Genomic DNA, 23,202 nt, shown 5'->3' on the forward strand with positions numbered 1-23,202 from the left:
CGCTCACCCTCCCTTCGCAGGGACGACCTGCAGGTAGACCAACGTCATGATCAGGTTGGCGAAGAACAGGATCAGGAACGTGATGACGACGGTCTGGTTCACCGCTTCACCCACGCCCTTCGGACCGGGATTGGGATGCAGCCCCTTGTAGGACGCGATGACGCCGGCGATGAGACCGAACACGACGGCCTTGAGCTCACCGACCCACAGGTCGGGCAGCTGCGCCAACGTGGAGAACGACGCCAGGTACGCGCCGGGCGTTCCGTCCTGCAGGATCACGTTGAAGAAGTAACCACCGGCGATGCCGATGACCGACACCAGGCCGTTGAGCAGCAGCGCGACGAGAATCATCGCGAGCACGCGGGGAACGACCAGGCGCTGCACCGGATCGATGCCGAGCACCCGCATGGCGTCGATCTCCTCGCGGATGGTGCGTGAACCGAGGTCGGCCGTCACGGCCGATCCCGCCGCACCCGCGATGAGCAACGCCACCACGATGGGACTGCCCTGCTGGACCACCGCCAGCACGCTGGCGGCACCGGTGAAGGACTCGGCGCCGAGCTGCTTGATCAGCGACCCGGTCTGCAGGGAGACCACCGCGCCGAACGGAATGGCGACCAGCGCGGTCGGAAGAATGGTGACGCTGGCGATGAACCAGGCCTGTTCGATGAATTCGCGGAATTGGAAGGGGCGCCGGAAGGTGTTGCGCGCGACATCGACCAGAAGTTCGACGATGTTTCCTGCCTGGGCCAGCGCTGCAGTGCCCGACTTGAGAATCGGGTTCTTCGTTTTAGCCATTGTTTTCGGTCAGCCCCGCGAGCCACTGGAAGGAAAACCGTCGTTCCGGTCCTGGCCGGGCTCACTCCACCCCTGGTTGCTGTAGCCCTGATTCTGGTCGTACGTCTGACCCTGGTCGTAGCTCTGGCCCTGGTCGTAGCTCTGGTTGCCGTAGGCCGGCTGCTGGTCGTGGCCCGACTGCTGACCGTACGACTCCTGGTAGCCCTGCTGAGCACCCGCGTACGCCGGCTCCGCCTGACGGCCGTCCTGGCCGTCCGCCTCGTCGAGGCTCTGCTGGATGGCGTGCTGTGCGTGCTCGGGCAGCGTGTGCATGATGCTGCGCACCCGGTCGCGACGACGATCCACGGCCTGACGACGCGGCATGCCGGGCGTGGGATCCATCTGCGGCATGATGCCCTCCACGTCCTCGACACCGCCGAGGTTGTGGCCGGCATCGGAGAGGGCCTGCTCCTGGCGCATCTGCGCCTCGTCCTTCTCCTCGCTCATGCCGATCGGCCCGATCATCGTGCCGTTCAGGAACTGCTTCACGGCGGGCTCGTCGGAGGTGAGCAGCACCTCGCGCGGACCGAACATGACGAGGTTCTTGCGGAACAGCATGCCGATGTTGTCCGGCACCGTGCGCGCGAGATTGATGTTGTGCGTGACGATCAGCATCGTCGCGTCGATCTGGGCGTTGATGTTGAGCAGCAGCTGGCTGATGTAGGTGGTGCGCACCGGGTCGAGGCCCGAGTCGGGCTCGTCCACCAGGATGATCTCGGGGTCGAGGACGAGCGCACGCGCCAGACCGGCACGCTTGCGCATACCGCCCGAGATCTCGCCGGGGAGCTTGTTCTCGGCACCGGTCAGACCGACCAGCTCGAGCTTCTCCATGACGATGCTGCGGATCTCGTCCTCCTTCTTCTTCGTGTGCTCACGAAGCGGGAAGGCGGTGTTGTCGTACAGGTTCATGGAGCCGAAGAGGGCGCCGTCCTGGAAGAGCACGCCGAACAACTTGCGGATCTCGTAGAGCTCCTTGGACGAGCACTCCATGATGTCCGTGCCGTCGACGACGATCGAACCCTCCTCCGGTCGGAGAAGGCCGATGAGCGACTTGAGGAAGACGGACTTACCGGTACCGGACGGCCCCAGGAGAGCACTGACCTCGCCCTTCGGGAGCGTCAACGTGACGTCCTGCCAGATCTTCTGCACACCGAACGACTTGGTCAATCCCTCGACCGAAACCTCGACACCCATGTGGATCCCTCCCACTGCTCGTCGCACACGACGCGAACGCGTCGACACCTGTGTGCGTCGCGTCACTCTAACCCAGCCGAGTGGTCGCAACGACCACGGACCTTACCGCCCAGTAACACGTCCCCCGACCTGGCCGCAGTCTCCGGATAGAAGTGTGACCCATGAACGCCCGATTCACGAGGGAACGGAGCCGACAAGGCCGAAATTGGTGGCGGCGGTGCACGCGCGGGTGGCCCGGGCTCACGCCGCGTGGCGCGGGACGGGCGCTCCCACCTGCAGCGTCGTACGGCGTCACCGGCTCGTTGACGCAACTCTGTGACGTCACACCGACTTCTCCCGCGCTCCCGCCGTTAGCGTCGACAGTGCCGTCGTGACACCTAGCGTTGCGCTCGCGCACGACACTCGCCGCGCTGCATCCGCGGGCGGGGTCCGGGGGGAATACGGGGGATCACGCCATGGGCAGCAGCTCGAGGGACGACACGGGCACGCCCGGGTCGAGGGGGCACTCGACGTTCGGTGTCCGCACCGAGATCGGTCGGCGTCGCCAACTCGCGGCCTTCGGCGTCATCTGCATCGCCGAACTCCTCATCGTCCTCGACATGACCATCATCAACGTGGCGCTGCCGTCCATCGGCATCGAGTTGGCGACGGGCATCTCGGGCCTGCAGTGGGTCGTCGACGCGTACACCCTCACCTTCTCCGGCCTGCTCCTGGCGTTCGGCAACCTCGGTGACCGGTACGGGCGCAAGCTGTTCCTCGTCGTCGGCCTCACGGGCCTGGGCACCGCGTCGGTGATCGGTGCGCTCGGCGACTCCCTCGCCCACGTCCTGACCTCACGCTCGGTCATGGGCGTCTTCGCCGCGATGGTCCTGCCCGCCACCCTGGCCGTCATCACCAACCTGTTCCCGAAGCCGCAGGAGCGTGCTCTCGCCATCGGCGTGTGGTCGTCCATCGCCGGCGTGGCCGTCGCGATCGGACCGGTGTCGGGCGGCTGGCTGCTCGAACACTTCTCCTGGCACTCGGTGTTCTGGATGAACGTCCCCGTCGCCCTCGTCGCCGTCGTGCTCGTGGTGCTGATCGTCCCCGAGTCGAAGGCCTCGGCGGTGGGCCCGCTCGACGTGCCCGGCGTGATCCTGTCGATCGCCGGCGTCACCCTGCTGGTGTTCGTGGTCATCGAGGCACCGAACTTCGGCTGGACGTCGTGGCGGACGATCGGCGGTCTCGTGCTCGCCGCGGTGTTCCTCGTGCTGTTCGTCCAGCGGGAGCGACGCATCTCGTCCCCCGTGCTCGACGTGTCGCTCTTCCGCATCCGTCCGTTCGCGTGGCCGGCCGTGTCGATCGCGGTGGGATTCTTCAGTCTCTTCGGCTTCCTGTTCCTCATCACCCAGTACTTCCAGGGAGTGCGCGAGTACTCACCTCTCGCATTCGGCATCGCGACACTGCCCTTCGCCGCCGCGCTGGCCGTCAGCTCCCCGGTGTCGACGATCGTCGCGCAGAAGATCGGCACGATGCCGGTTCTCGTGACCGGGCTCGTCCTCATCGGCGCGGGACTGCTCGTCGCGGGCCGCGTCGAGATCGACAGCTCCTACCTGACGCTCGTCCTGCCCGCGATGCTGTTGCTCGCGGTGGGCATCGCGATCATCCAGGGCCCCGCGACGGAATCCATCATGTCCTCGCTCCCCCTCGACGAGGCCGGAGCCGGTGCCGCAGTGAACGACACCACCCGCGAGATCGGCGGCACTCTCGGCGTCGCGGTACTCGGGTCGATCGTCGCCTCCTACTACGTGTCGACGGTGCGGCCGCTCGTCGAACGGATCCCCACCGCCATCATGAGCGAGACCGAGAAGGGCTACGCGCAGTCCAGCGTGCTCAGTGTCATCGAGATTCAGAAGCGAGACCTGCCCGCGATGTTCGAACCGCAACGCGCACAGTTGATCCTGGAGATGAAGGAAGCCGCTCTGCGCGGATCGTCCATCGCCGCGTACGTGGCGGCCGGAGCCGTGTTCGTCTGTGCCGCACTGGTCTTCTTCTTCTTCCCCGCCTCGTACCGCACCACGGGCATGCTGGCACCGCAGACCTCGGACGAGCGCGCGGTGGACCGTCTCGCCGCAACGAAGGACGTCGGCTCCGCACCGGGTAGCGGCCCGGACTCGCCGTCATGACCGGCCGGCACGCCGCGCCGCCGCCGCGGTCGTCGTCCCACCTCCTCTCGTCACCGCGGCGGATGATCGCCTTCCTCGTCATCTGTCTCGTCGAGCTGCTGGTCGTGCTCGACAACACCGTCGTCAACGTCGCTCTGCCCGACATCTCCACCGACCTCCGCGCCGGCTTCACGGGGCTGCAGTGGATCGTCGACGCGTACATCCTCACGTTCTGCGGTCTGCTGCTGGCGTTCGGCAACATCACCGACCGCATCGGGCGGCGCCGCATGCTGCTGATCGGCGTCGTGGGTCTCGCCGCGATGTCGGTGGTGGGCGCGGTGGCCGACGACCTGCCGCAACTGATCGCCTCGCGCGCACTGATGGGGGTCTTCGCCGCCGCCGCGCTGCCCGCGACCCTGGCGGTGATCATCGACCTGTTCCGTACTCCCGCGGACCGCGCCGTGGCCATCGGGGTGTGGGCCTCGATCGCCGGTGTCGCTATCGCGATCGGACCGGTCTCGGGCGGGTGGCTCATCGAACACTTCACCTGGCACTCCGTGTTCTGGCTGAACGTGCCGGTCGCCGTCGTCGCGGTGATCGGCATCGTCGCCGTGGTGCCCGAATCACGCGCTGCGGCCACCGGTCCGCTCGATCTGCCGGGTGTCGCCCTGTCCTTCTCGGGGGTCTCGCTCCTGGTGTACGCACTCATCGAAGCGCCGGGTCACGGTTGGGTGACCGTGCCCACGCTCGGCGGGATCGCGGTGTCCCTGGTTCTGTTGTCCGCCTTCGTCGTACGCCAGTCGCGCGTGTCCAGCCCGATCCTCGACGTGCGCCTGTTCCGGTTGCGACCCTTCGCGATGCCGGCGCTCGCGATCTCGGTCGCCTACTTCTCGCTCTTCGGGTACGTCTTCCTCATCACCCAGTACTTCCAGGGCGTCCGCGGCTACTCGCCGCTCGAGTTCGGTGTCGCCACACTGCCGTTCGCGGTGGCCCTCGCGGTGAGCGCACCGACCGCGACCTCGCTGGCACAGCGGATCGGCACCATGCCGGTGATCGTCGCGGGCCTGCTGTTGGTGGGCATCGGCATGATCATGGCGGGTCAGGTCGGCATCGACAGCTCGTACCTCGGGCTGTTACTGCCCACGATGATCGTGCTCGCAGTCGGCATCGCCGTGATCCAGGGTCCCGCGACCGAGTCCATCATGTCGTCCGTGCCCATCGACGAGGCCGGCGCCGGCTCGGCCGTGAACGACACGACGCGGGAACTCGGCGGCACTCTCGGTGTCGCGGTGCTCGGATCCGTGACCGCCTCGTACTACAACACCACCGTCGGCCCACTCGTCGCGACCATTCCGTCGGAGATCCTCTCGGACCGCGACCGGGGGTACGTGAACGGCAGCTTCCTCAGCGTGCAGCAGATCCAGCAGTACCCGCTCCCCGAGATGTTCTCCGCGGTGCGCGACAACCTCGTCCTGTCCATGAAGGAAGCCGCGATGGCCGGGTCCGAGGTGGCGTCCTACCTCGCCGCCGCGGCCGTCTTCGCCTGCGCCGTCGTCGTCGCGGTCCTGCTTCCCCGCCACCACCGCACCACAGGAGTCGTCATGACGGACCCACAGGACACCACCCGACAGTTCAGCTCGGACGAACGGTGAGCGGCCTGACCGTCGCCGTCACCGGTGCGACGAGCGATTTCGGTGCTGTCATTCTCCCTGTGCTGCTGGATGATCCGGAGATCGACCGGGTCATCGGGCTGGGTCGCCGGGCACCGCGCGTGCGGCACCCGAAACTCCGCTCGATCGCGATGGACATCCGCTCCCCCGAACTCGAGACTGCCTTCGCAGGCTGTGACGTGGTGATCCACCTGGCTTTCGTCGTGGAGGAGCAGCGCGACAAGGCCGCGATCCACGAGACCAATCTGGAGGGCTCGCGCAACGCCGTCGAGTGCGCGCACCGGGCCGGTGTGCGGTCGATGGTCATCGCCTCGAGTGTCAGCGCTTACGGACGCGAGGACCTTCCGGTGCCCGTCACCGAGGAGGAGTTCCCGACGTCGGATCCGTTGCGCTACTACTTCTTCGACAAGGCAGAGGTGGAACACTTCGTCGAGTGGTGGCTGCGCCGGCACGAGGGCGGCATGACCATCTCGATGCTGCGCCCCACCTACATCGTGGGCACCCACTTCTCGAACGACGGCATCGACACCCTCACGCAGTCCGTGGTGGCCTTCCCCGATCCGGCGCAGTCCCGCTACCAGTTCCTGCACGAGGACGACCTGGCCGACGCCTTCCACCGGGCCGTCCGGACACCCGTGAACGGCCCCTTCAACCTGGGTCCGCGCGACTGGCTCGGGGTGCGCGAACTCGGTGCGATGCAGGGCCAGTTGGTGCTGCCGATCCCGCTTCGAGTCCTGCGCACCGTGGTCGATCTCGCGTACGCGCTCCGCATCCTGCCGTTCTCCAGCCACTGGATCTCCTCGGGCGAGGCGGCCGTCGACTCGACGGCCTTCGAACGCGCCACCGGGTGGACCCCGACGATGTCGTCCGCCGAGGCCGCGGCCGTCATGGTGTTGCTCAACGGGCGCCCCCTCCTGTCGACCCGCCACGCGCCGGTCCGTCATCACGTGTGCGAGGCGGCCCTGGACGGCGCCACTCGCCGCGTACGGACGTGGGGCGACGTGGACCCGGACATGAAGCCCTTCAGCGCCGAGCTCGATCGCGCGGTCTCCTCGTGCGAGCACCGCCAGATCCGCACGTCGACGGGCTCGGTGCACGCCGAGATCCACGAGGGGACCGACACCTCGGCCCCGACGGTCGTTCTCGCGCTGCCCCGCGGCTCCCATGCGCGATACGCCACCGGTCTGGCACGGACACTGGCCGATCACGGCCCGCGGGTGGTGCTGCTCGACGCCCCCGGCCACGGTCTCGGTACCGGCATCCGCGGGCGCGCCGGACGCCGGGCACGAGCCGAGGCGATCGACGCTGCGGCCGGTGAGTTCGCGGGGACCGACGTTCTCCTCGTGCGGGTTCCGCGCACCAGGACCCGGCGGACGGCCGCGGCCCTCCGCCGGGGAGACGACACGCTGACGGCGGTTCCGGGCACGGACGGTCTGCTCGCCGCACGGAACGGACCGCGCCTGCCCCGACGTCTGCGAGGAGTCGAACATCAGGCAGCGCAGCCGGTCTCGGGTTCCTACCGGACCGTGTCGGTGCCGCGCAGAACGACCGTCACGTCCGGCCGTGGTCAGCGCCAGGTGCTGGAGGCGATCCTGCGCGCACTCCCGCGCCGCAGATGAGAGGGCTCAGGTCCGGAGGGCGAGCCACGACTGGGTGAACTCGCGCTCGGCAGAGAAACTCTTGTCGATCTCGCCGACCATGATCTTCTCGACCACCGGACCCATCACCGGGATCGACGCGTCGACCGTACCGACGAAGTGGAGCACGCACTGCTGCGCTCCGGTCGCGAGAAGTTCGAGTTCCCCGTCGATCACCACGGGCATCCGGGCGACCCGCAGGGTGTAGTGGCCCTGCGCGGACCCGTCCTCGCGCACCGACTGCCACGACTCGGTGCACCGTGCCGACATCGACGCTCCGGCGAAGCGCTGCAACGCCTTCGGTAGTGCCGCCGCCTCGAGGTCCTGGTCGACCACCGAGGTGGTCAGGCCCTCCTCGACGCGATGCTCCACCACTCGACTGCCTCCACCGATCTCGGCGATCCGGTCCTGCCAGTATCTCTCGTCGGTGAGGGTCGCGTGCAGCACCGCGGCGGCACAGTCGTACGTCGTGCGCTGGTCGACCTGTGTCACCACCGGGTCAGACCGATGCCGGCGCCGGCGCGGCGAGCGCTGCCCCCACCTCGGCCGACGCCACCTCGGACGTGGACGAGTTCTCGCCGAGGAACAGGCCCATCTGCTCCACCACGTAGTCGAGCTGGGTGGTGGTGTGATCGGGCTGGACGCACAGACGCAGGAGTGCACCGTCGCGGGCCACCGCCGGGAACATGGCGGCGGATGCGAAGATGCCCGCGTCCCACAGCTTCCGCCACGTGTTGACGGTGCGCAGGTCGTCACGGACGTTCACGGGGACGATGGGCGAGACCATGTCCGTACCGTCCGGGAGAGGGCTCGGCGCGTGCACGTCGACACCGGCCGCCACGAGCCCGTCGTGCAGGTAGCGCGCGTTCGCGAGTGTGCGGGTGGCGCGCTCGGCTCCCTCCTCGGTCTGCATGAGATGCACGGAGGCGAGCGCCGCGCCGAGGGCAGCAGGCACGCCCGCGGTGGTGAACAGGAACGTGCGCGCATGCACGCGCATGGCGTCCACGATGTCCTTCGAGCCGGCCACGAAACCACCCGAGGACCCGAGTCCCTTGGAGAGGCAGCCCATCCGGGCGTCGATGTCGTCCTCGATACCGAACAGCTCGGCGGCACCGGTGCGCTTCGCGCCCATGACCGCGACGCTGTGCGCCTCGTCGACGAACAGTGCCGCGTCGTACTTCTCGCAGACCGCGGCGATCTCGTCGAGCGGGGCCAGGTCGCCGTGCATCGAGTAGAGGCCGTCCACCACCACCATGACGACGCCGGTGGAGCGGGAGAGCTTCTCCTCCAACAGGTCCACCCGGTTGTGACGGAAGGCGCGGATGGTGGCACGTGAGAGGCGGCAGGCATCGTAGATGGACGCGTGCGCGGCCGAGTCGACGATGATGGTGTCACCGACACCGCACAGCGCGCTGATACCGCCCAGGTTCGCCTGGTAGCCGGTCGTGAAGACCAGCGCCTGCTCGGTCCCGTGCCAGTCGGCGAGTGCTTCCTCGAGTTCCGTGTGCAGCGAGATGGTGCCGTTGAGCAACCGGCTGCCCGTGACCGTTGCGCCGTATTTGTCCAGTGCCGCAGCGGCTCCCGCGCGCACCAGCGGGTGGTCGGCGAGGCCGAGGTAATTGTTGGAACCGAGCATGATGACGCTGCGGTCCTCCACGTCGACGACCGGCGCGTTGACCGATTTCATGACGCGGAAGAACGGGTTCTGGTCGTGCTTCGTCAGCACACGATGGGCCCAGATCCTCTTGTCGTGGCGGATTCGGTCGAGCATTCTCTGCGAGCTCATGTTCGCTCCAAGATTGGGGGATCGGTACGTGACGCGAGTGCGCTCGCCGGTCCGGGAGACCCGTGCGACGGGAGACGTCTGTGATTCGAGCCTACGGTCAGCACAGGCGGCCCGAGGGTGCCGCGACCTGTGAGTAGTTGCCAACGAACACGACTGCACTTGTGTCATGCAACAGCAGTTGAGACGGGCGCCATCGAGGCCGTCGCCGACCCCGAATACTGCGGTATCGAGTGACGTGCTGGCACGTGTCCCACACCCGTCCCAGCCACGGTCACCCTTCTTCGACGAAAGGCCGGTACGTGTCCGTTCTCGCTGACAGAGCAGCTCTCGCGTCCGACGGGACCGCGCAGCCATCGCGGCTCATGTCCACCGAACGCGCCACGCTCCGTCGCCTGCTGCCCGCCCTCGCCACCTACCTCGAGGCCACGCCGCTGTCCGTGCTCGAAGCGCCCGGCAGCGACGCCATCGCGACGTTCCGCGACGCGGGCGGATGCGGACTCATCGCACCCACCTCGCTCGGCGGACTCGGCGCGACCGCCGTCGAGGCACTGCGCGTCCACCGGGCCATCGGCGCGGCCTCCCCGTCGCTCGCCGCCGCCGTCACGATGCACCACCTGTCGATCGCCACGATCATCGAGATCGCCATGGCGGGTCCCGAGGAGGAGCTGCCGCTCGTCGCCGGCCTCATCGAACAGAAGTCGATCATCGCGTCCGGCTTCGCGGAGGGCGTGGGCAGCACGCTGGTGCCGTCCGTGGACGCCTACTACGACGACGGCGACTACGTCGTCAACGGCAGCAAGAAGCCGTGCAGCCTGTCGGCCTCGATGGACTTCCTCGCCGCCAGCGTCGCGACACGCGAGAAGAAGGGCGGCAAGACACGCAAGGCGGTCGCCCTCATCCCCGCGTCGATGCCCGGTGTCTCGGTGCGTCCGTTCTGGACGACGCCCGTTCTCGCGGGTGCGGAGAGCGAGGAGGTCGTCCTCGAGGACGTGCGCGTGCCGGTGTCGCTGACCATGGTCGGCGCGCTGGACGATCCGGAGGGCATGCACGAGCTCACCGGGTTCCTGTGGTTCGGCATCCTCGCCTCCGCCGGGTACATCGGCGCGGCCACCGCGCTCGTGGAGCGTCTCGTGGGACACCCGAAGGTCAGCGACAGCGTCTACACCTCGGCGGCCGCCGAACTCGAAGCGGCGATCGCGGGCCTCGAGGCCGTCGCCGCAGCGATGGACTCGGGTGAGCGCGGCGCCGACATCTCGGCTCGACTGTTGTTCTGCCGCATCGCGCTTCGAGGCGCACTGCGGCGCGCGGTCGACGCCGCCGTGACAGCGCTGGGCGGCATCGCGTTCATCACCGACCCGGACATCGCGTACCTGCAGTCCGTCGTGTCGGCGTTCGCGTTCCACCCGCCGTCGATCCGCGAGACCGAGTCGTCCCTCGCGGCCTATCACCGCGGCGAGAACTTCTCCCTCGCCTGAGGTGTCGCATCACCCCACGCGGGTGCCGAAGACGACGAGGTTGTTCTCGTAGGACCCGGCGTCGTCGTCGAACACTCCGGCACACGTGATCAGTCGGATCTCGTCGCGCGGGACGGCGCCGAACACGCGCGCCGTCGGGAACTCGGATTTCGCGTAGTCGCCGATGTCCGTCACCCGGTACCTGGCCTCGATGCCATCTGTCGTGGTGACCGTGACGTCGTCTCCCACCACGAGGTCGCGGAGTCGGAAGAACACGGAGGGACCCGTGGTCGAGTCGACATGACCGGCCAGCACCGTGGGTCCGACCTGATCGGCCGCACCGGGACGCCCGGGCCGCCCGCCGCCGGTGAACCATCCGACGTCGTCGTAATCCTCGGGAACCGCCATGGTGTTGTCCGGGTTCAGACCCAGCTCGATCAACGGTTCGTCCAGACCCATCGCGGGTGCCGACACCCGCGCCGGGACGAGAGGCCCCGTCTCGGACGCAGTGGCGGCAGCGGGAGACGTCACGGACACCGCCGTCTCGGTGGGCGGTGCGGCCGGTGGTCGCGCGCAGGCGACCACCAGCCCCGTCAGGAGGAACGCGCTCACACGCGTCGACCGTCTCATACCGGTCGGAGGATCAGGAGTTCCGCCGACGGGCGACACCCAGTCCGACCAGGGCTGCCACACCCAGCACGGCGGCACCGGCACCCGCGACGGTCGCGGTCGACGACTCGGCGACCGACCCACCGGCACCGGTATCCACACCGCCGACGGGAATCGGGGTCAGCTGTCCGCGCACCGCGCCGGCGGCGAAGGCGGTGGTGTGACTGTCCGCGGCGAACCCGGCGGCGTTCGCCTCGATGGCCGCGAGATCGAAGTTCGTTCCGGTGTCGGCACCGTTCGCCATCACGCCGGTCGTGAACGGCCCCTGCAGGCAGCCGCTGCTGGTGCGAGGTCCGTCGCCGACCGGAGACGGGTTCGGGAATGCGATGCGCGGCGGGCCCGCAGCACCCACTGCTGCCTGATGAATGTGCGTCGCCGTCTTCGCCGGCGACATGTAGTCGCCGGTGACGCCCTCGAGGGTGATGTCGTAGCAGACGATGTTCTCGTCCGAGTTGATGCGGAACGTGAACGTTCCGGTCGCGCCGGGCTCACCCGGCGTCGCGACGCCGTCCGCGTTCAGGACCTGGTCCGGTGTGGCCATGGCCGTGAAGGCGCTGGTGAACGACGACGGTTCGCCGACCGGTGTCTCGGCGGCCGCAGGGGCCGCGGTGAGCGCGAGGAACGCCGCGGCGCCTCCGGCGACGATGATCGTTCCTCGTGCAGTGCGTGTCGTCATGGTGGTCGTACCTTCCGATCGGGATGCGCGGACGTCCTTCGAGAGGGGATACGTCCGGAATGACCGAAACGTTCACCATGGTCGAACGTCGTCGCACTTCTCGACGTACACCCACCATGGAGGTCGGAGCGGCGTCGACGGTGAGTAGGGTTCGTCCTGCACGGGCACCGGCGGGGTACACCCCTCCCCCGACATCGAGGGGGCAGACGCTGGCGATCTTCCGGTCGCGCGAGAGCGGGACGTTCGATCTCACGGCCGCCTACGACGCCCACGCGTCGTCGCTGCTGGGTTTCGCCGTGAATGTGTTGCACGATCGTGTCGCCGCCGAGGACTGCGTGCAGGAGACCTTCGTACGTGCGTGGCGAGCGCGGGACAGGTTCGACGAGTCCCGGGGTGGAACTCGGACCTGGCTCTTCGCCATCGCACGCAACGTCGTCGCGGATGCTCAGCGGTCGCGAGGCCGTACTCCGCTGGTCGCGTCCTCCCCCGTCGCGGAAGGCGACGCCGTGGAACCCGATCGAAGCGATCACGTCCTGACCCGGATGCGGGTGGTGGAGGGTCTGGCCACCCTGTCCCCCGAACATCGACAGGTGGTGGTGGCCATCCACCTGACCGGCCTGTCCTACGCGGAGCTGTCGGCCGGCACCGGCGTCGCGATCGGCACCCTGCGCACCCGCGCGTACTACGCACTGCGTGCCCTGCGCGCTCACTTCGACGGTCAGGAGACCTGATGACTCCGGGACATCCGCGACGAGAGGAGTTGATCGCGGCTGCGGTGGCCGGCGACCTGACCGACGCCGAGCGGCGTGAGCTTCGCATTCTGGAGGCCGAGGACACCTCGGTCGCCGACGAGATCCGTGAGATGCGCGAGACGATCGCGTCGCTGGGGTCGGCAGCGGGACTGACCTGGGTCGATGCGGAACCCGGTGACCTGCTCCGACGACGCATCGTCAGACCGTCTGCGCCCGGTCGCCTCGTCCCGGCCGCTGCAGCTGTCGCCGGAATCGCGGTGGGCGTCGCGGCGGTGCTCGGTGTGCAGACGGTCGGCACCGGGGGTGGCGAGACGCCCGCCGACAGCACGATCGCGGCCCCCGAGGTCGAGGGACCACCGGGCGAGCTGGGCGCGTTCGAGGCGATCGACTTCACCGCGTCGAGTCCCGGCGTCACTGTCGACGGCGGCCTGGTTGCTCACACGTGGGGCACCGAGACGGTCCTGGACATGCAGGGTGTCCCGGTCGACGAAGCGTTCGAGGTGGTTCTGGTGGACCGCACCGGCGCGGATCGTTCCTCGGGCAGCTTCCTCGGCAGCTCCGTGACCATCGACTGCCGCATGAACGCCGCGGTGCTTCGTCCCGACGTCGCGGAGATCGAGATCCGGGCTGTGGGTGGAGACCTTCTCGCCCGCGCCGCACTGCCCACCGTGGGCTGACTCCGCGCACCGTCGCCAGACACGAGAAAAGCGGCCGCACCCCGAGGGGTACGGCCGCTTATGCGCTGTGGGGCTAGATCACTTGATGGAGATCTTCGCGCCGGCAGCTTCGAGCTTCTCCTTGGCGGCGTCGGCCGAAGCCTTGTCCACCTTCTCCAGGATGGCCTTCGGAGCGCTCTCGACGAGGTCCTTGGCTTCCTTCAGGCCCAGGCCGGAGACGACCTCACGGACGACCTTGATGACCTGGATCTTCTTGTCGCCGGCGCCCTCGAGGACGACGTCGAACTCGTCCTGCTCCTCAGCGGCCTCGGCGGGAGCAGCTGCTCCGCCTGCGGCAGCAACGGCGACGGGGGCAGCTGCGGTGACCTCGAAGGTCTCCTCGAATGCCTTCACGAACTCGGAGAGCTCGAGGAGGGTGAGCTCCTTGAACTGGTCGAGCAATTCTTCGGTGCTGAGCTTCGCCATGGTGGCGGTCCTCTCTGTAAGTCCTTGTCGCCGATCCGGGGACAGGAGATTGCGTGCAGGCCGGAGGCCGGCCGCACGGGGTGGTGTGCAGTCCTTGCGGATCAGCTAGTCGGCAGCTGCGGCTTCCGGCGCAGAGGCGCCCTCTTCTGCAGCCTTCTTCTCCTGCAGCGCAGCCGCGAGACGCGCGACCTGCGAGGCGGGAGCGTTGAACAGGCCTGCGGCCTTTGCCAGGTTGCCCTTCATCGCGCCGGCGAGCTTGGCCAGCAGGACCTCGCGGGATTCGAGATCCGCGATCCTGTTGACCTCGTCCACGGACAGCGCGCGGCCGTCCATGTAGCCGCCCTTGATGACGAGCGCCTTGTTGTCCTTGGCGAACTGCTTGATCGCCTTGGCAGCGTCGACCGGCTCACCATCGATGAATGCGATGGCGGTCGGACCGACGAACAAGTCGTCGAGGCCTTCGATGCCCGCATCAGCTGCGGCACGCTTGACCAGGGTGTTCTTGGCGACGGAGTACGTAGCTCCGGTACCGAGGGCCCGACGGAGCTCCGTCAGACGGGTGACCGACAAGCCACGGTATTCCGTGACGACGGCCGCCGTGGCGCCCTTGAACTGCTCGGAGATCTCCGCGACCGCGGATACCTTCTCAGCCTTTGCCATACTTCGCCTCCTCTCGTTGCGTCGAGTCGGCCCGGCCCGAACAAGCAGAAACGCCCCGGTGCAGGGCACACGGGGCGTCGGAATGCGGGCGGCGCGACTCGGAGAGAGTCAGCAACACGTATCCCTGGTCCTCGTCCTCCTGCGTGGGTCGCCGGCTCGGCCGGACCTTCAATCGCCATCTCCGACGAGGCGAACCTCTTCGGAGACCACGATGACCAACGGTCTTGGGTGGAACAGATCAGGTGAACGTCGCACGATCGCAGATCACGACCGCACGGTGTCCGAGGAGAAGAGTACCCCGGGGCCGCCGGAGACACCAAAAGGGCTCCGCCCCTGTGCGCCTTGTGCGCATCCCCAGGTACGCAAAGGGCGCACGGGGGCGGAGCCCGCTCGGTTTGAGAGGTGCTCTCTTGAGGGAACACGGTGCTCATGGCCAATTATCGCGTACTCGACCCCACCGGATCCGTCGTCGCCACCAAGGAGATCCCCAACTCCACCGACGCCCACACCTGGTTCAAGGAGAGCAAGTCCGACGACGCCGAGCTCGGCTGGCGTCTCGAAGTGGAGCACGACGGCGAGTGGGCCTTCTTCAGCGACAGCGAGGGAACCCCCGAGGGCGGCAAGTAGCAGCGCACTCACCTGGTGACATCGAACGACGACGTGCCCTCGTCGTTGTCGAAGGGCCGGGAATGGCGTGTTGTGTACCGCGTGTCACAGCAATGAGGTTGACTCGACGTTCATGACGACGACATCGGCCCATGCACTGGTGCAACCCGAGCATGTCGTCTCGCCCTTCCACCGTGATCCCACCGGCGGCGCCGACGGCCGAGCATGGGCAGAACTCGTGGAGTCCGCTCCCGAGTTCCCCCGTGTGCACATCGACCGCGGCGCCGCCGTCCCGATGACGGACGGAGCCGTTCTCCGCGCCATCGTCGTGTCCCCCGCCGACGCGAGTGGACGATCCGTCTCCTCCCGCTTCCCCGTCGTCCTCAACATCACCCCGTACAACTCGGTCCTGCTCGACTCGATCGACGCACTCCTAGCCGCACCCGTGCTCGGGCCGGCGCTACGTCGCGTGTCCCGCTCTGTCGACCTCTCGGGAACCCCGTTCGACGGCATCTCCGAGATCACCCGCGTCGTCGCGGGCGGTGCGGCGGATCTGCTCACCGTGAACCGCCATCTCGTCCGTAGCGGCTACGTGCAGGTCATCATCGACGCGCGCGGCACCGGTTCCTCGTCCGGCGTGTGGGACACCCTCGGCCCGCGTGAACAACTCGACACCCTGGAGATCCTCGAGTGGATCCGGGCGTCGCCGTGGTGCGACGGGCGCGTCGGCATGGCCGGCATCTCCTACTCCGCCATCAACTCCCTGCAGGCCGCCGCCGCGGGCAGCGCGGGACCGGACGCCGTGTTCGCCGTCGAGGGATCCGAGGACATCGTCCGCGAGATCTTCGCCACCGGCGGCGCACCGTCGCTCTTCATCCCCCTGTGGCTCACCGCCGTGAACACCCTCAAATGGGTTCCGGCAGTACAGATCCTGCGACGCGGCGGAGTCGGCTGGCTCGCGGATCGCATACGGTCCCCCGCCACGAACATCAGCAATCTGGTGAACGGGTTCCTCACCGGTTCGGACCCGCGCATCTACGACGACCCGTCCTTCGACACCATCGATCCCACCATCGAGGACATCGCGGTCCCCACGTTCCTCTACGGCTGCTGGCACGACATCTTCGGTGGCGCGGCACCCGACATGTACAACCGACTCACCGTCGAACGCGGGCGCAAGCAACTTCTGGTGGGCGACGGGTACCACGGCAACCCCGGGATCGGCTTCGGTGAACCCGGGTTCCCGCCGCGACTCGACGTGCTCGAACGCGCCTGGTTCGACAAGTGGCTGCGCGGCATCGACAACGGCATCGACCGCTACGGACCGGTCACGCTGCGTCAGCAGGGCGGCGGGTGGGAAGCGCACGGCCGATTCCCCGCGCCCGCCGCCGTGGCTCGGCGCCTCTACCTGAGCGCCGACTCGTCCGGTACCGCGTCGCACAGTCGGCACGACGGGTCCCTGCACTTCGAGGCGCCGACCGACACGGCCCGTCTGACGGTGAAGCCCGGGTTCCGCACCGTCGTCTCCCGCGACACCACGCAGGTGCTGGCCGGTGTTCCGGCCGTTCTCGGCGGCGGCTTCACCTACGACAACCGCTTCGCGGAGGGTGACGCGCTCACGTTCACGACGCCTCCCGTCATGACCACCGTCGTCTACTCGGGCCCCGCCAACGTCCACGTCCGCACCGTCGCGCGCGCCCGCGAGTCGATGTGGGCCGTGATGCTGTGCGACGTCGCTCCAGACGGCACTCCCACCGTGCTCACCAACGGTGCGCTGCTGGCGTCGCGCCGCGCGATCGACGACAAGGAGAGCATCCGCACCGAGTCGGGTGACTACCTGGTGGCCCACCACCCGCTCACGCGCGAGTCACTGCTCCCCGTGGTCCCCGGCGAACCGATCGTCCTCGACATCGAACTACTCTCGACCGAGGCGGTCCTGCACCCCGGACACCGCCTGCGACTCGACATCTTCGCGGCCGACGCGCCTCGATTCGTGCCGATCCTGCCCGATCGCCTCCGCACCCGATGGCGAGCGCAGGACGTCGACCTCGACCCGACGGACCCCAGTTTCATCACGTTGCCGCTGCTCGGTGAGCCCGGCTGGTAAGGAGATCCACGTATGACAGGCACACCCGAGACCGGCCGTTCCGAGACCGAGGTCGAGGTCGAGGTCCGTACCGGCACCGTCTCGGTCGGCGCGGTCGACATCGCCTACGAGGACATGGGCGACATCGAGAACCCGCCGATCCTGCTCGTCATGGGACTGGGCTGCCAGCTGCTCACGTGGTCGATGCCGTTCTGCCGCAAGCTGATCGACGCCGGCTATCGCGTGATCCGCTTCGACAACCGAGACATCGGACTCTCGGGCAAGCTCGACGGGCAGCGCGTCACGGGGAACATCCTGCTGCGACTGGTCCGCCACGAACTCGGGCAGTCGAGCTCGGTTCCGTACACGGTGGTGGACATGGCCGAGGACACCGTCGGCCTGCTCGACCACCTGGGCATCGAGTCGGCCCACATCGTCGGCGCCTCGATGGGCGGCATGATCACGCAGGTGGTCGCGGGGTCGCACCCGGAGCGCATCCGCTCGGTCTCCATCCTCTTCTCCAGCACCAACGAGGCGTTCCTGCCGCCGCCGGACGTCCGCGCGCTCGCGCCGCTGCTCAAGCCGCCGCCCAAGAACGCGACGCGCGAGCAGATCATCGAACACCAGGCGACGACGTTCCAAACGATCGGCAGCAAGCAGTTCCCCACCACGCGGGACGAACGTGTCGCCGACGCGACCGAGGCGTACGACCGCGGCTACTACCCGGCCGGCATCGTCCGTCAGCTCGCGGCGATCACCGGAACCGGGAGCCTCGCGAAGTACACGAAGCGGATCACGGCGCCGACGGTCGTCATCCACGGCACGGCGGATCCCCTCGTGCGTCCCGCCGGCGGGAAGGCCATCGCGCGCCACGTGGTCGGATCCGAGCTGGTGCTCGTCGACGGCATGGCGCACGACATCCCGAACGCCCTGGTGGACCGCGTGGTCGACACGATTCTCACGAACGTCGCCAAGGCCTGAGAACGCGACGAAGGCCGGCACCCTCACGGGGTGCCGGCCTTCTTCGGTGCTGCGAGTGACTCAGGCGGTCGCGTCGTCCTCGAGGAGGTTCCGAGTACGGTTCGGGTCCACCGGGATGCCCGGTCCGGTGGTGGTCGAGACCGTGATCTTCTTGACGTAACGGCCCTTGGCCGACGACGGCTTCGCACGCAGGATCTCGTCCAGGGCTGCGCCGTAGTTCTCCACCAGCTTGGCGTCGTCGAACGACGCCTTGCCGATGACGAAGTGCAGGTTGGCCTGCTTGTCGACGCGGAAGTTGATCTTGCCGCCCTTGATGTCGCCGACGGCCTTGGTCACGTCGTTGGTGACCGTGCCCGTCTTCGGGTTCGGCATCAGGCCACGCGGTCCGAGAACGCGGGCGATGCGGCCGACCTTGGCCATCTGGTCAGGGGTGGCGATCGCTGCGTCGAACTCCAGCCATCCGCCCTGGATCCGCTCGATCAGGTCCTCTGCGCCGACCTCGTCCGCACCGGCGGCGACGGCCTCGTCGGCCTTCGCGCCTGCGGCGAAGACGATGACGCGGGCGGTCTTACCGGTGCCGTGGGGCAGGTTGACGGTGCCGCGCACCATCTGGTCCGCCTTGCGGGGATCGACGCCGAGGCGCATCGCGACCTCGACGGTCGGATCGAACTTGCTCGACGCGGTGTCCTTGGCCAGCTTCGCCGCCGAGAGCGGCGAGTAGAGCTGGTCCTGATCGATCTTCGCTGCTGCGGCCTCGTAGGCCTTGCTGCGCTTTGCCATGATGATGTCCGTTCGTTGTTCGGAGCGTGGTTGACGAGCCTGGCCGGCTCTCCCACGTGATGCTGTGGAGCTGGTGAGCCGGTGGCTCAGCCTTCGACCGTGATACCCATCGAGCGAGCAGTGCCGGCGATGATCTTCGCGGCCTGGTCGATGTCGTTGGCGTTCAGATCCTCGGCCTTGGTCTTGGCGATCTCGCGCACCTGGTCCATGGTCACCGTGGCGACCTTGGTCTTGTGCGGCTCGCCCGAACCCTTGGCGACGCCGGCTGCCTTGAGCAGCAGCTTGGCGGCAGGCGGGGTCTTCAGCTTGAAGTCGAAGGTCCGGTCCTCGTAGACCGAGATCTCCACCGGCACGACGTTGCCACGCTGCGACTCGGTCGCGGCGTTGTACGCCTTGCAGAACTCCATGATGTTGACGCCGTGCTGACCGAGGGCGGGGCCCACGGGCGGTGCCGGGTTGGCCTGACCGGCCTGGATCTGAAGCTTGATGATCCCGGCTAGCTTCTTCTTCTTGGGGGGCATCTGTGATTCCTAGGTTGTTGCGTGGTTCTCGGATGTCTTGCGGTACTGCCTGCAAGTTGTGGGGGGGTTCTGAGCGCCCTAGATCTTCGCGACCTGGGTGAAGCCCAGCTCGACCGGAGTCTCGCGGCCGAAGATGGACACCAGCACCTTGAGCTTCTGCTGCTCGGCGTTGACCTCGCTGATGCTGGCGGGAAGCGTGGCGAAGGGGCCGTCCATGACGGTGACGGACTCGCCGACCTCGAAGTCGACCTCGATGGTCGGCTTCGACGACGTCTCGCCCGCACCCTCGGCACCGGTGGTGGCGCCCGCGGTGGCCTTCTTCTTGTCCTCCTGCGGCATGAGGAACTTGACGACCTCGTTGATGGTCAACGGGGACGGGCGCGACGTGGCGCCGACGAAGCCGGTGACACCGGGAGTGTTGCGGACAGCACCCCAGGACTCGTCGTTCAGTTCCATGCGCACCAGGATGTAGCCCGGCAGCACCTTGCGGTTGACCTGCTTGCGCTGGCCGTTCTTGATCTCGGTGACCTCCTCGGTGGGAACTTCCACCTGGAAGATGTAGTCACCGACGTCGAGGTTCTGGACGCGGGTCTCGAGGTTGGTCTTCACCTTGTTCTCGTATCCGGCGTACGAGTGGATGACGTACCAGTCGCCGGGGGCGCGCCGCAGCGCAGCCTTCATCTCGGCGACGGGGTCGACCGGCTCCGCGTCGATGGGAGCGTCGTCGGCGACGACGGCGTCCGCATCGGCGTCGACGGTCTCCGACTCGTCGGTGTCACCGGTGGCGGCAGCGACGTCGGCCGCGATGGCCTCGTCGGTCTCGCGGTCCTGTGCGGCCTGCTCCGCTTCGAGGCCCTGCTTGGTCGCCTCGACCTGAGCGTCGTAGGCGGCCACTTCGGTGGCGTCGTTATGGGGCGTGCTCACGAAAGGCACTCGCTTCCTGTAATCGTTCCGGTCGTACTCGGGGTGGTCGTGCGGACCTGTGTGTCCGGCGTCAGCCGAACAGCCACTGCACTCCCCTGATGAACGCCAGGTCCAGCCCACTGATGTAGGCCACCATGAACGTCACGAACACCAACACCACAGCGGTGTAGGTGACCATCTGCTTGCGGTTGGGCCAGATGACCTTGCGCAGCTCGGCGACGACCTCGCGCAGAAACTTGCGGAGCCGCTTGAAGATGTTCATCTTCGGCGTCGCTTCGGCGCGGGTGCGGCCCTCGACACGAGAGGCGGTGGCGACGGACTTGCCCGCGGTGGTCCTGGCACCGTCCTTGATCAGCGACGGACCATCGTCAGCGGACCGGGTCCGGCGGGCTGCGCGCTTGCCGGAGGGCCGGCTCGACCCGGCGGCATCGTGGGCGGCAGCAGCATCGTCGGCGACGACAGCATCGTCCGCACCGAGATCCTCGGAACCGTCGGAGCTGCTGTCGCGCGCGCCGCGCTGATCGCTCACGTCGTTCCTCTCGGTCGTCGGCAGGGTGTCTGCACTCGAATGCTCTGCATGACCACTGTCCGAAGCACCGCTTGCGAACGTGGCAGGGGCGACAGGACTTGAACCTGCAACCTACGGTTTTGGAGACCGTTGCTCTACCAATTGAGCTACGCCCCTTCGGCCGGATCGAGATCCGGTCGTACCGGCGACGGACAGCGCACAGCGCTGTACGACCCCGGAGATCTCAGTGTACTGCACTCACGGACGCCCCCGAAATCGCTGACTCGAGTCGGCGATCGGAGAGCCGGATCACGCGAGCTGGACGGTCGCGACGGCGCGACCGAAGATCTTCTTGCCCTCGTACTTCGCGGTGATGGCGACGACGGCCTTGCGGGTGTCCGCGTCGACCGACTTGATGCGACCCGTGAAGTCGACCTTGGCCGGCTCGGTCTCCTTGACCAGCACGGGGCTGGTGAAGCGCACGTTGTACTCGGTGATGGCGCCCGGATCACCCGACCAGTCGGTGACGAAACCGGCGCCGAGTCCCATGGTGAGCATGCCGTGAGCGACGACGTCCGAGAGTCCGGCGAGCGTGCGCGCGACCGGATCACTCCAGTGGATCGGGTTCGGGTCGCCGGAGACGCCCGAGTAGTTCACGAGGTCACCGCGGGTGAGCTCGTAGGTGCGCTCGGGAAGGTCGTCGCCGACGGTGACCTGGTCGAACTGCTTACGAGTCATGTTTCATGACACCTTTCGCCATCTCCAGCGCGTCCTGATCGGAACCGCCGCCGGTCTTCGCCACGAGTGTCGTCCAGGACGTCATGACGTCCTCGCCGGCCTCGTCCGTGACCATGTTCTTCGTGATGATGATGTCGCTTCCACCCATCTGGCGGAAGGACTCCAGGCTCACGTCGACGGTCAGGCGGTCCCCCGCCACGATCGGACGGTGGAACTCGAGACGCTGATCCGCCTGCATGATCTGCGACAGGTCGTACCCGGTGATGACCTCGTCGAACATGGCCTTCTGCGCGATGATGCCGACGACCGAGATGAAGGTGGCCGGTGCGACGAGATGCTCGTACCCGAGCTCGGCCGCGGCGTCCTCCGAGGAGTGCGCGGGATGATCGTTCTGCACGGCCCGTGAGTACTCGCGCACCTTCTCGCGCCCGATCTCGTAGAAGTCGGGCATGCGGTAGTGGTGCCCGACCATGCTGGCGGTGTGCACCGCCGGGTCGACGGCAGGCGTGTCGCCCCGGTCGGTTGCGGTTGCGGTGACTGTCACGTCGTCGACTCCCCCGAGAATGATGTGGAACTCACCACGGGACACCCGAGCGTGGGACGAGAGACAGTCCGGACGGCTCCGTCGGGCGAGTTCGAGACGGACGGCGCCGAGCCGACTGGGTCACCGGCACCTGGACACACGTCAGCGCTGCCACGGCGACTGTGCCGGGGCAGCGCTGCTGTGCGAATGATCAGCGAGATTCGCGGTGCGCGCGATGAGTTCCGCAGTTCGGGCAGAACTTCTTGATCTCGAGGCGATCGGGATCGTTGCGGCGATTCTTCTTGGTGATGTAGTTGCGGTGCTTGCACACCTCGCACGCCAAGGTGATCTTGGGCCGAACGTCAGTGGAGGAGGCCACGTCGATGCCTGCTTTCGGGTAGAGCGCGATACGGGTGCTGCGTCGGTCATGAATACCGGACCCCACTGCGCGCAGCAGCGGCGGAGTCCTCTGTCGAGTAGCGATGGCCGGACTTGAACCGGCGACACAACGATTATGAGTCGTTTGCTCTACCGACTGAGCTACACCGCCTCGGTGCCGGACGCCGGCCGGCGCTCGGTCCCGCGAGCCCCCTAACGGAATCGAACCGTTGACCTTTTCCTTACCATGGAAACGCTCTACCGACTGAGCTAAGGGGGCAGGATCGACGCACACGAGGTGCACGTCGAAGCCTTCGAAGACATTACACAGGGGTCAGACCGCTCGCCAAATTGCCTGGTGAACGAGTTGCACGCGGCGTTTCGCGTGCCGCCTGCCCCCACCCCGACGACGAAACCCCGGCGAGGATTCTCGCCGGGGTCTCGTCGGGTGTGGCAGATGTAGGATTCGAACCTACGTAGGCATAAGCCGACGGATTTACAGTCCGCTCCCATTGGCCGCTCGGGCAATCTGCCGGGAT

The 23,202-nt window shown here is 67.6% G+C and carries 24 protein-coding genes and 4 tRNA genes; 9 read left to right on the forward strand and 19 right to left on the reverse strand.

All coding sequences use genetic code 11. From position 1 onward, the window contains the following. Nucleotides 1-3: 3 nt before the first annotated feature. Nucleotides 4-798 carry an ABC transporter permease gene (locus HQ306_RS12935; protein ID WP_027504566.1) on the reverse strand — a complete coding sequence of 265 codons (795 nt, stop codon included), beginning with the start codon at nucleotides 796-798 and terminating at the stop codon, nucleotides 4-6. 9 nt (nucleotides 799-807) lie between these two features. Next, entirely contained in the window at nucleotides 808-2,031 is a 1,224-nt protein-coding gene (locus HQ306_RS12940; protein ID WP_051613163.1) for an ABC transporter ATP-binding protein, read from the reverse strand. Nucleotides 2,032-2,486: 455 nt separating this feature from the next. On the opposite strand from HQ306_RS12940, the gene HQ306_RS12945 reads away from it, so the two are divergent. Genes HQ306_RS12945 through HQ306_RS12955 form a run of 3 tightly spaced genes read left to right on the forward strand, consistent with a single transcriptional unit; the run spans nucleotide 2,487 to nucleotide 7,461 of the window. Next, nucleotides 2,487-4,193, forward strand: coding sequence for an MFS transporter (locus HQ306_RS12945; protein ID WP_222631831.1), 1,707 nt, complete (start codon nucleotides 2,487-2,489; stop codon nucleotides 4,191-4,193). Continuing rightward, entirely contained in the window at nucleotides 4,190-5,824 is a 1,635-nt protein-coding gene (locus HQ306_RS12950) for an MFS transporter (RefSeq protein ID WP_222631833.1), read from the forward strand. Before HQ306_RS12945 ends, HQ306_RS12950 begins: the two co-directional genes overlap by 4 nt. Then, nucleotides 5,821-7,461 (forward strand): NAD-dependent epimerase/dehydratase family protein, encoded by a 1,641-nt coding sequence (locus HQ306_RS12955; RefSeq protein ID WP_222631835.1) that lies wholly within the window; start codon nucleotides 5,821-5,823, stop codon nucleotides 7,459-7,461. Before HQ306_RS12950 ends, HQ306_RS12955 begins: the two co-directional genes overlap by 4 nt. Before the next feature lie 6 nt (nucleotides 7,462-7,467). On the opposite strand, the gene HQ306_RS12960 is transcribed toward HQ306_RS12955, so the two are convergent. Beyond that, the gene (locus HQ306_RS12960; protein WP_027504565.1) at nucleotides 7,468-7,974 is read right to left on the reverse strand and encodes a DUF2505 domain-containing protein; all 507 of its coding nucleotides are present in this window, start codon (nucleotides 7,972-7,974) and stop codon (nucleotides 7,468-7,470) included. A 4-nt stretch (nucleotides 7,975-7,978) separates the two neighbouring features. Then, the gene (locus HQ306_RS12965; protein WP_261769880.1) at nucleotides 7,979-9,265 is read right to left on the reverse strand and encodes an aminotransferase class I/II-fold pyridoxal phosphate-dependent enzyme; all 1,287 of its coding nucleotides are present in this window, start codon (nucleotides 9,263-9,265) and stop codon (nucleotides 7,979-7,981) included. Between the two features lie 299 nt (nucleotides 9,266-9,564). Here HQ306_RS12965 and HQ306_RS12970 point away from each other — a divergent pair, with 299 nt between their 5' ends. Continuing rightward, nucleotides 9,565-10,740 carry an acyl-CoA dehydrogenase family protein gene (locus HQ306_RS12970; protein ID WP_231476216.1) on the forward strand — a complete coding sequence of 392 codons (1,176 nt, stop codon included), beginning with the start codon at nucleotides 9,565-9,567 and terminating at the stop codon, nucleotides 10,738-10,740. A 9-nt stretch (nucleotides 10,741-10,749) separates the two neighbouring features. On the opposite strand, the gene HQ306_RS12975 is transcribed toward HQ306_RS12970, so the two are convergent. Both HQ306_RS12975 and HQ306_RS12980 read right to left on the reverse strand, forming a co-directional pair. Beyond that, entirely contained in the window at nucleotides 10,750-11,331 is a 582-nt protein-coding gene (locus tag HQ306_RS12975; RefSeq protein ID WP_308115350.1) for a class F sortase, read from the reverse strand. 31 nt (nucleotides 11,332-11,362) lie between these two features. Next, nucleotides 11,363-12,064 (reverse strand): CHRD domain-containing protein, encoded by a 702-nt coding sequence (locus tag HQ306_RS12980; protein ID WP_222631839.1) that lies wholly within the window; start codon nucleotides 12,062-12,064, stop codon nucleotides 11,363-11,365. 59 nt (nucleotides 12,065-12,123) lie between these two features. Between HQ306_RS12980 and HQ306_RS12985 the strand changes: the two genes are divergently transcribed. Further along, a complete protein-coding gene (locus HQ306_RS12985; protein ID WP_261769881.1) occupies nucleotides 12,124-12,795 on the forward strand; it encodes a sigma-70 family RNA polymerase sigma factor in 672 nt (223 codons plus the stop codon). Beyond that, nucleotides 12,795-13,493, forward strand: coding sequence for a hypothetical protein (locus HQ306_RS12990; protein ID WP_222631841.1), 699 nt, complete (start codon nucleotides 12,795-12,797; stop codon nucleotides 13,491-13,493). The genes HQ306_RS12985 and HQ306_RS12990 overlap by 1 nt, the downstream gene beginning before the upstream one ends. 78 nt (nucleotides 13,494-13,571) lie before the next feature. Here the strand turns inward: HQ306_RS12990 and rplL are convergent, their stop codons facing one another. Both rplL and rplJ read right to left on the reverse strand, forming a co-directional pair. After that, nucleotides 13,572-13,958, reverse strand: coding sequence for a 50S ribosomal protein L7/L12 (gene rplL / locus HQ306_RS12995; RefSeq protein ID WP_027504561.1), 387 nt, complete (start codon nucleotides 13,956-13,958; stop codon nucleotides 13,572-13,574). A 105-nt stretch (nucleotides 13,959-14,063) separates the two neighbouring features. Further along, nucleotides 14,064-14,618: a 50S ribosomal protein L10 gene (gene rplJ / locus HQ306_RS13000; protein WP_027504560.1), complete on the reverse strand. Its 555-nt coding sequence runs from the start codon at nucleotides 14,616-14,618 to the stop codon at nucleotides 14,064-14,066. A 429-nt stretch (nucleotides 14,619-15,047) separates the two neighbouring features. Here rplJ and HQ306_RS13005 point away from each other — a divergent pair, with 429 nt between their 5' ends. From HQ306_RS13005 to HQ306_RS13015, 3 genes are all read left to right on the forward strand, one after another. After that, nucleotides 15,048-15,245: a hypothetical protein gene (locus tag HQ306_RS13005; RefSeq protein WP_027504559.1), complete on the forward strand. Its 198-nt coding sequence runs from the start codon at nucleotides 15,048-15,050 to the stop codon at nucleotides 15,243-15,245. A 112-nt stretch (nucleotides 15,246-15,357) separates the two neighbouring features. Continuing rightward, a complete protein-coding gene (locus HQ306_RS13010) occupies nucleotides 15,358-17,331 on the forward strand; it encodes a CocE/NonD family hydrolase (RefSeq protein WP_222631843.1) in 1,974 nt (657 codons plus the stop codon). Between the two features lie 114 nt (nucleotides 17,332-17,445). Further along, nucleotides 17,446-18,291, forward strand: a complete 846-nt coding sequence (locus HQ306_RS13015; RefSeq protein WP_374197722.1) for an alpha/beta fold hydrolase — start codon at nucleotides 17,446-17,448, stop codon at nucleotides 18,289-18,291. A 60-nt stretch (nucleotides 18,292-18,351) separates the two neighbouring features. Here HQ306_RS13015 and rplA read toward each other — a convergent pair whose 3' ends face one another. The 11 genes from rplA to HQ306_RS13070 all read right to left on the reverse strand — a co-directional run bounded on the left by rplA (nucleotide 18,352) and on the right by HQ306_RS13070 (nucleotide 23,197). Beyond that, nucleotides 18,352-19,071 (reverse strand): 50S ribosomal protein L1, encoded by a 720-nt coding sequence (gene rplA, locus HQ306_RS13020; RefSeq protein WP_027504557.1) that lies wholly within the window; start codon nucleotides 19,069-19,071, stop codon nucleotides 18,352-18,354. Between the two features lie 86 nt (nucleotides 19,072-19,157). Then, entirely contained in the window at nucleotides 19,158-19,592 is a 435-nt protein-coding gene (rplK, locus tag HQ306_RS13025; RefSeq protein ID WP_027504556.1) for a 50S ribosomal protein L11, read from the reverse strand. Nucleotides 19,593-19,670: 78 nt separating this feature from the next. Further along, complete coding sequence (gene nusG, locus HQ306_RS13030) at nucleotides 19,671-20,516, reverse strand: transcription termination/antitermination protein NusG (RefSeq protein WP_056442340.1); 846 nt, start codon at nucleotides 20,514-20,516, stop codon at nucleotides 19,671-19,673. A gap of 70 nt (nucleotides 20,517-20,586) precedes the next feature. After that, the gene (secE, locus tag HQ306_RS13035; protein ID WP_222631847.1) at nucleotides 20,587-21,045 is read right to left on the reverse strand and encodes a preprotein translocase subunit SecE; all 459 of its coding nucleotides are present in this window, start codon (nucleotides 21,043-21,045) and stop codon (nucleotides 20,587-20,589) included. Between the two features lie 80 nt (nucleotides 21,046-21,125). After that, nucleotides 21,126-21,201 (reverse strand) — tRNA-Trp (locus HQ306_RS13040). A 132-nt stretch (nucleotides 21,202-21,333) separates the two neighbouring features. Further along, nucleotides 21,334-21,762 (reverse strand): (3R)-hydroxyacyl-ACP dehydratase subunit HadB, encoded by a 429-nt coding sequence (gene hadB, locus HQ306_RS13045; RefSeq protein WP_027504553.1) that lies wholly within the window; start codon nucleotides 21,760-21,762, stop codon nucleotides 21,334-21,336. After that, nucleotides 21,752-22,306, reverse strand: a complete 555-nt coding sequence (gene hadA / locus HQ306_RS13050; RefSeq protein ID WP_051613161.1) for a (3R)-hydroxyacyl-ACP dehydratase subunit HadA — start codon at nucleotides 22,304-22,306, stop codon at nucleotides 21,752-21,754. Before hadA ends, hadB begins: the two co-directional genes overlap by 11 nt. 190 nt (nucleotides 22,307-22,496) lie before the next feature. Then, entirely contained in the window at nucleotides 22,497-22,664 is a 168-nt protein-coding gene (gene rpmG, locus HQ306_RS13055; RefSeq protein ID WP_027504552.1) for a 50S ribosomal protein L33, read from the reverse strand. A gap of 98 nt (nucleotides 22,665-22,762) precedes the next feature. Continuing rightward, nucleotides 22,763-22,835: transfer RNA gene (locus tag HQ306_RS13060), tRNA-Met, on the reverse strand. A 35-nt stretch (nucleotides 22,836-22,870) separates the two neighbouring features. Next, nucleotides 22,871-22,943 (reverse strand) — tRNA-Thr (locus HQ306_RS13065). Between the two features lie 171 nt (nucleotides 22,944-23,114). Then, nucleotides 23,115-23,197 (reverse strand) — tRNA-Tyr (locus tag HQ306_RS13070). Nucleotides 23,198-23,202: the final 5 nt, after the last annotated feature.

It is taken from the genome of Rhodococcus sp. BP-160, from assembly GCF_019836205.1.
In the GTDB taxonomy this organism is placed as follows: Bacteria; Actinomycetota; Actinomycetes; order Mycobacteriales; family Mycobacteriaceae; genus Rhodococcoides.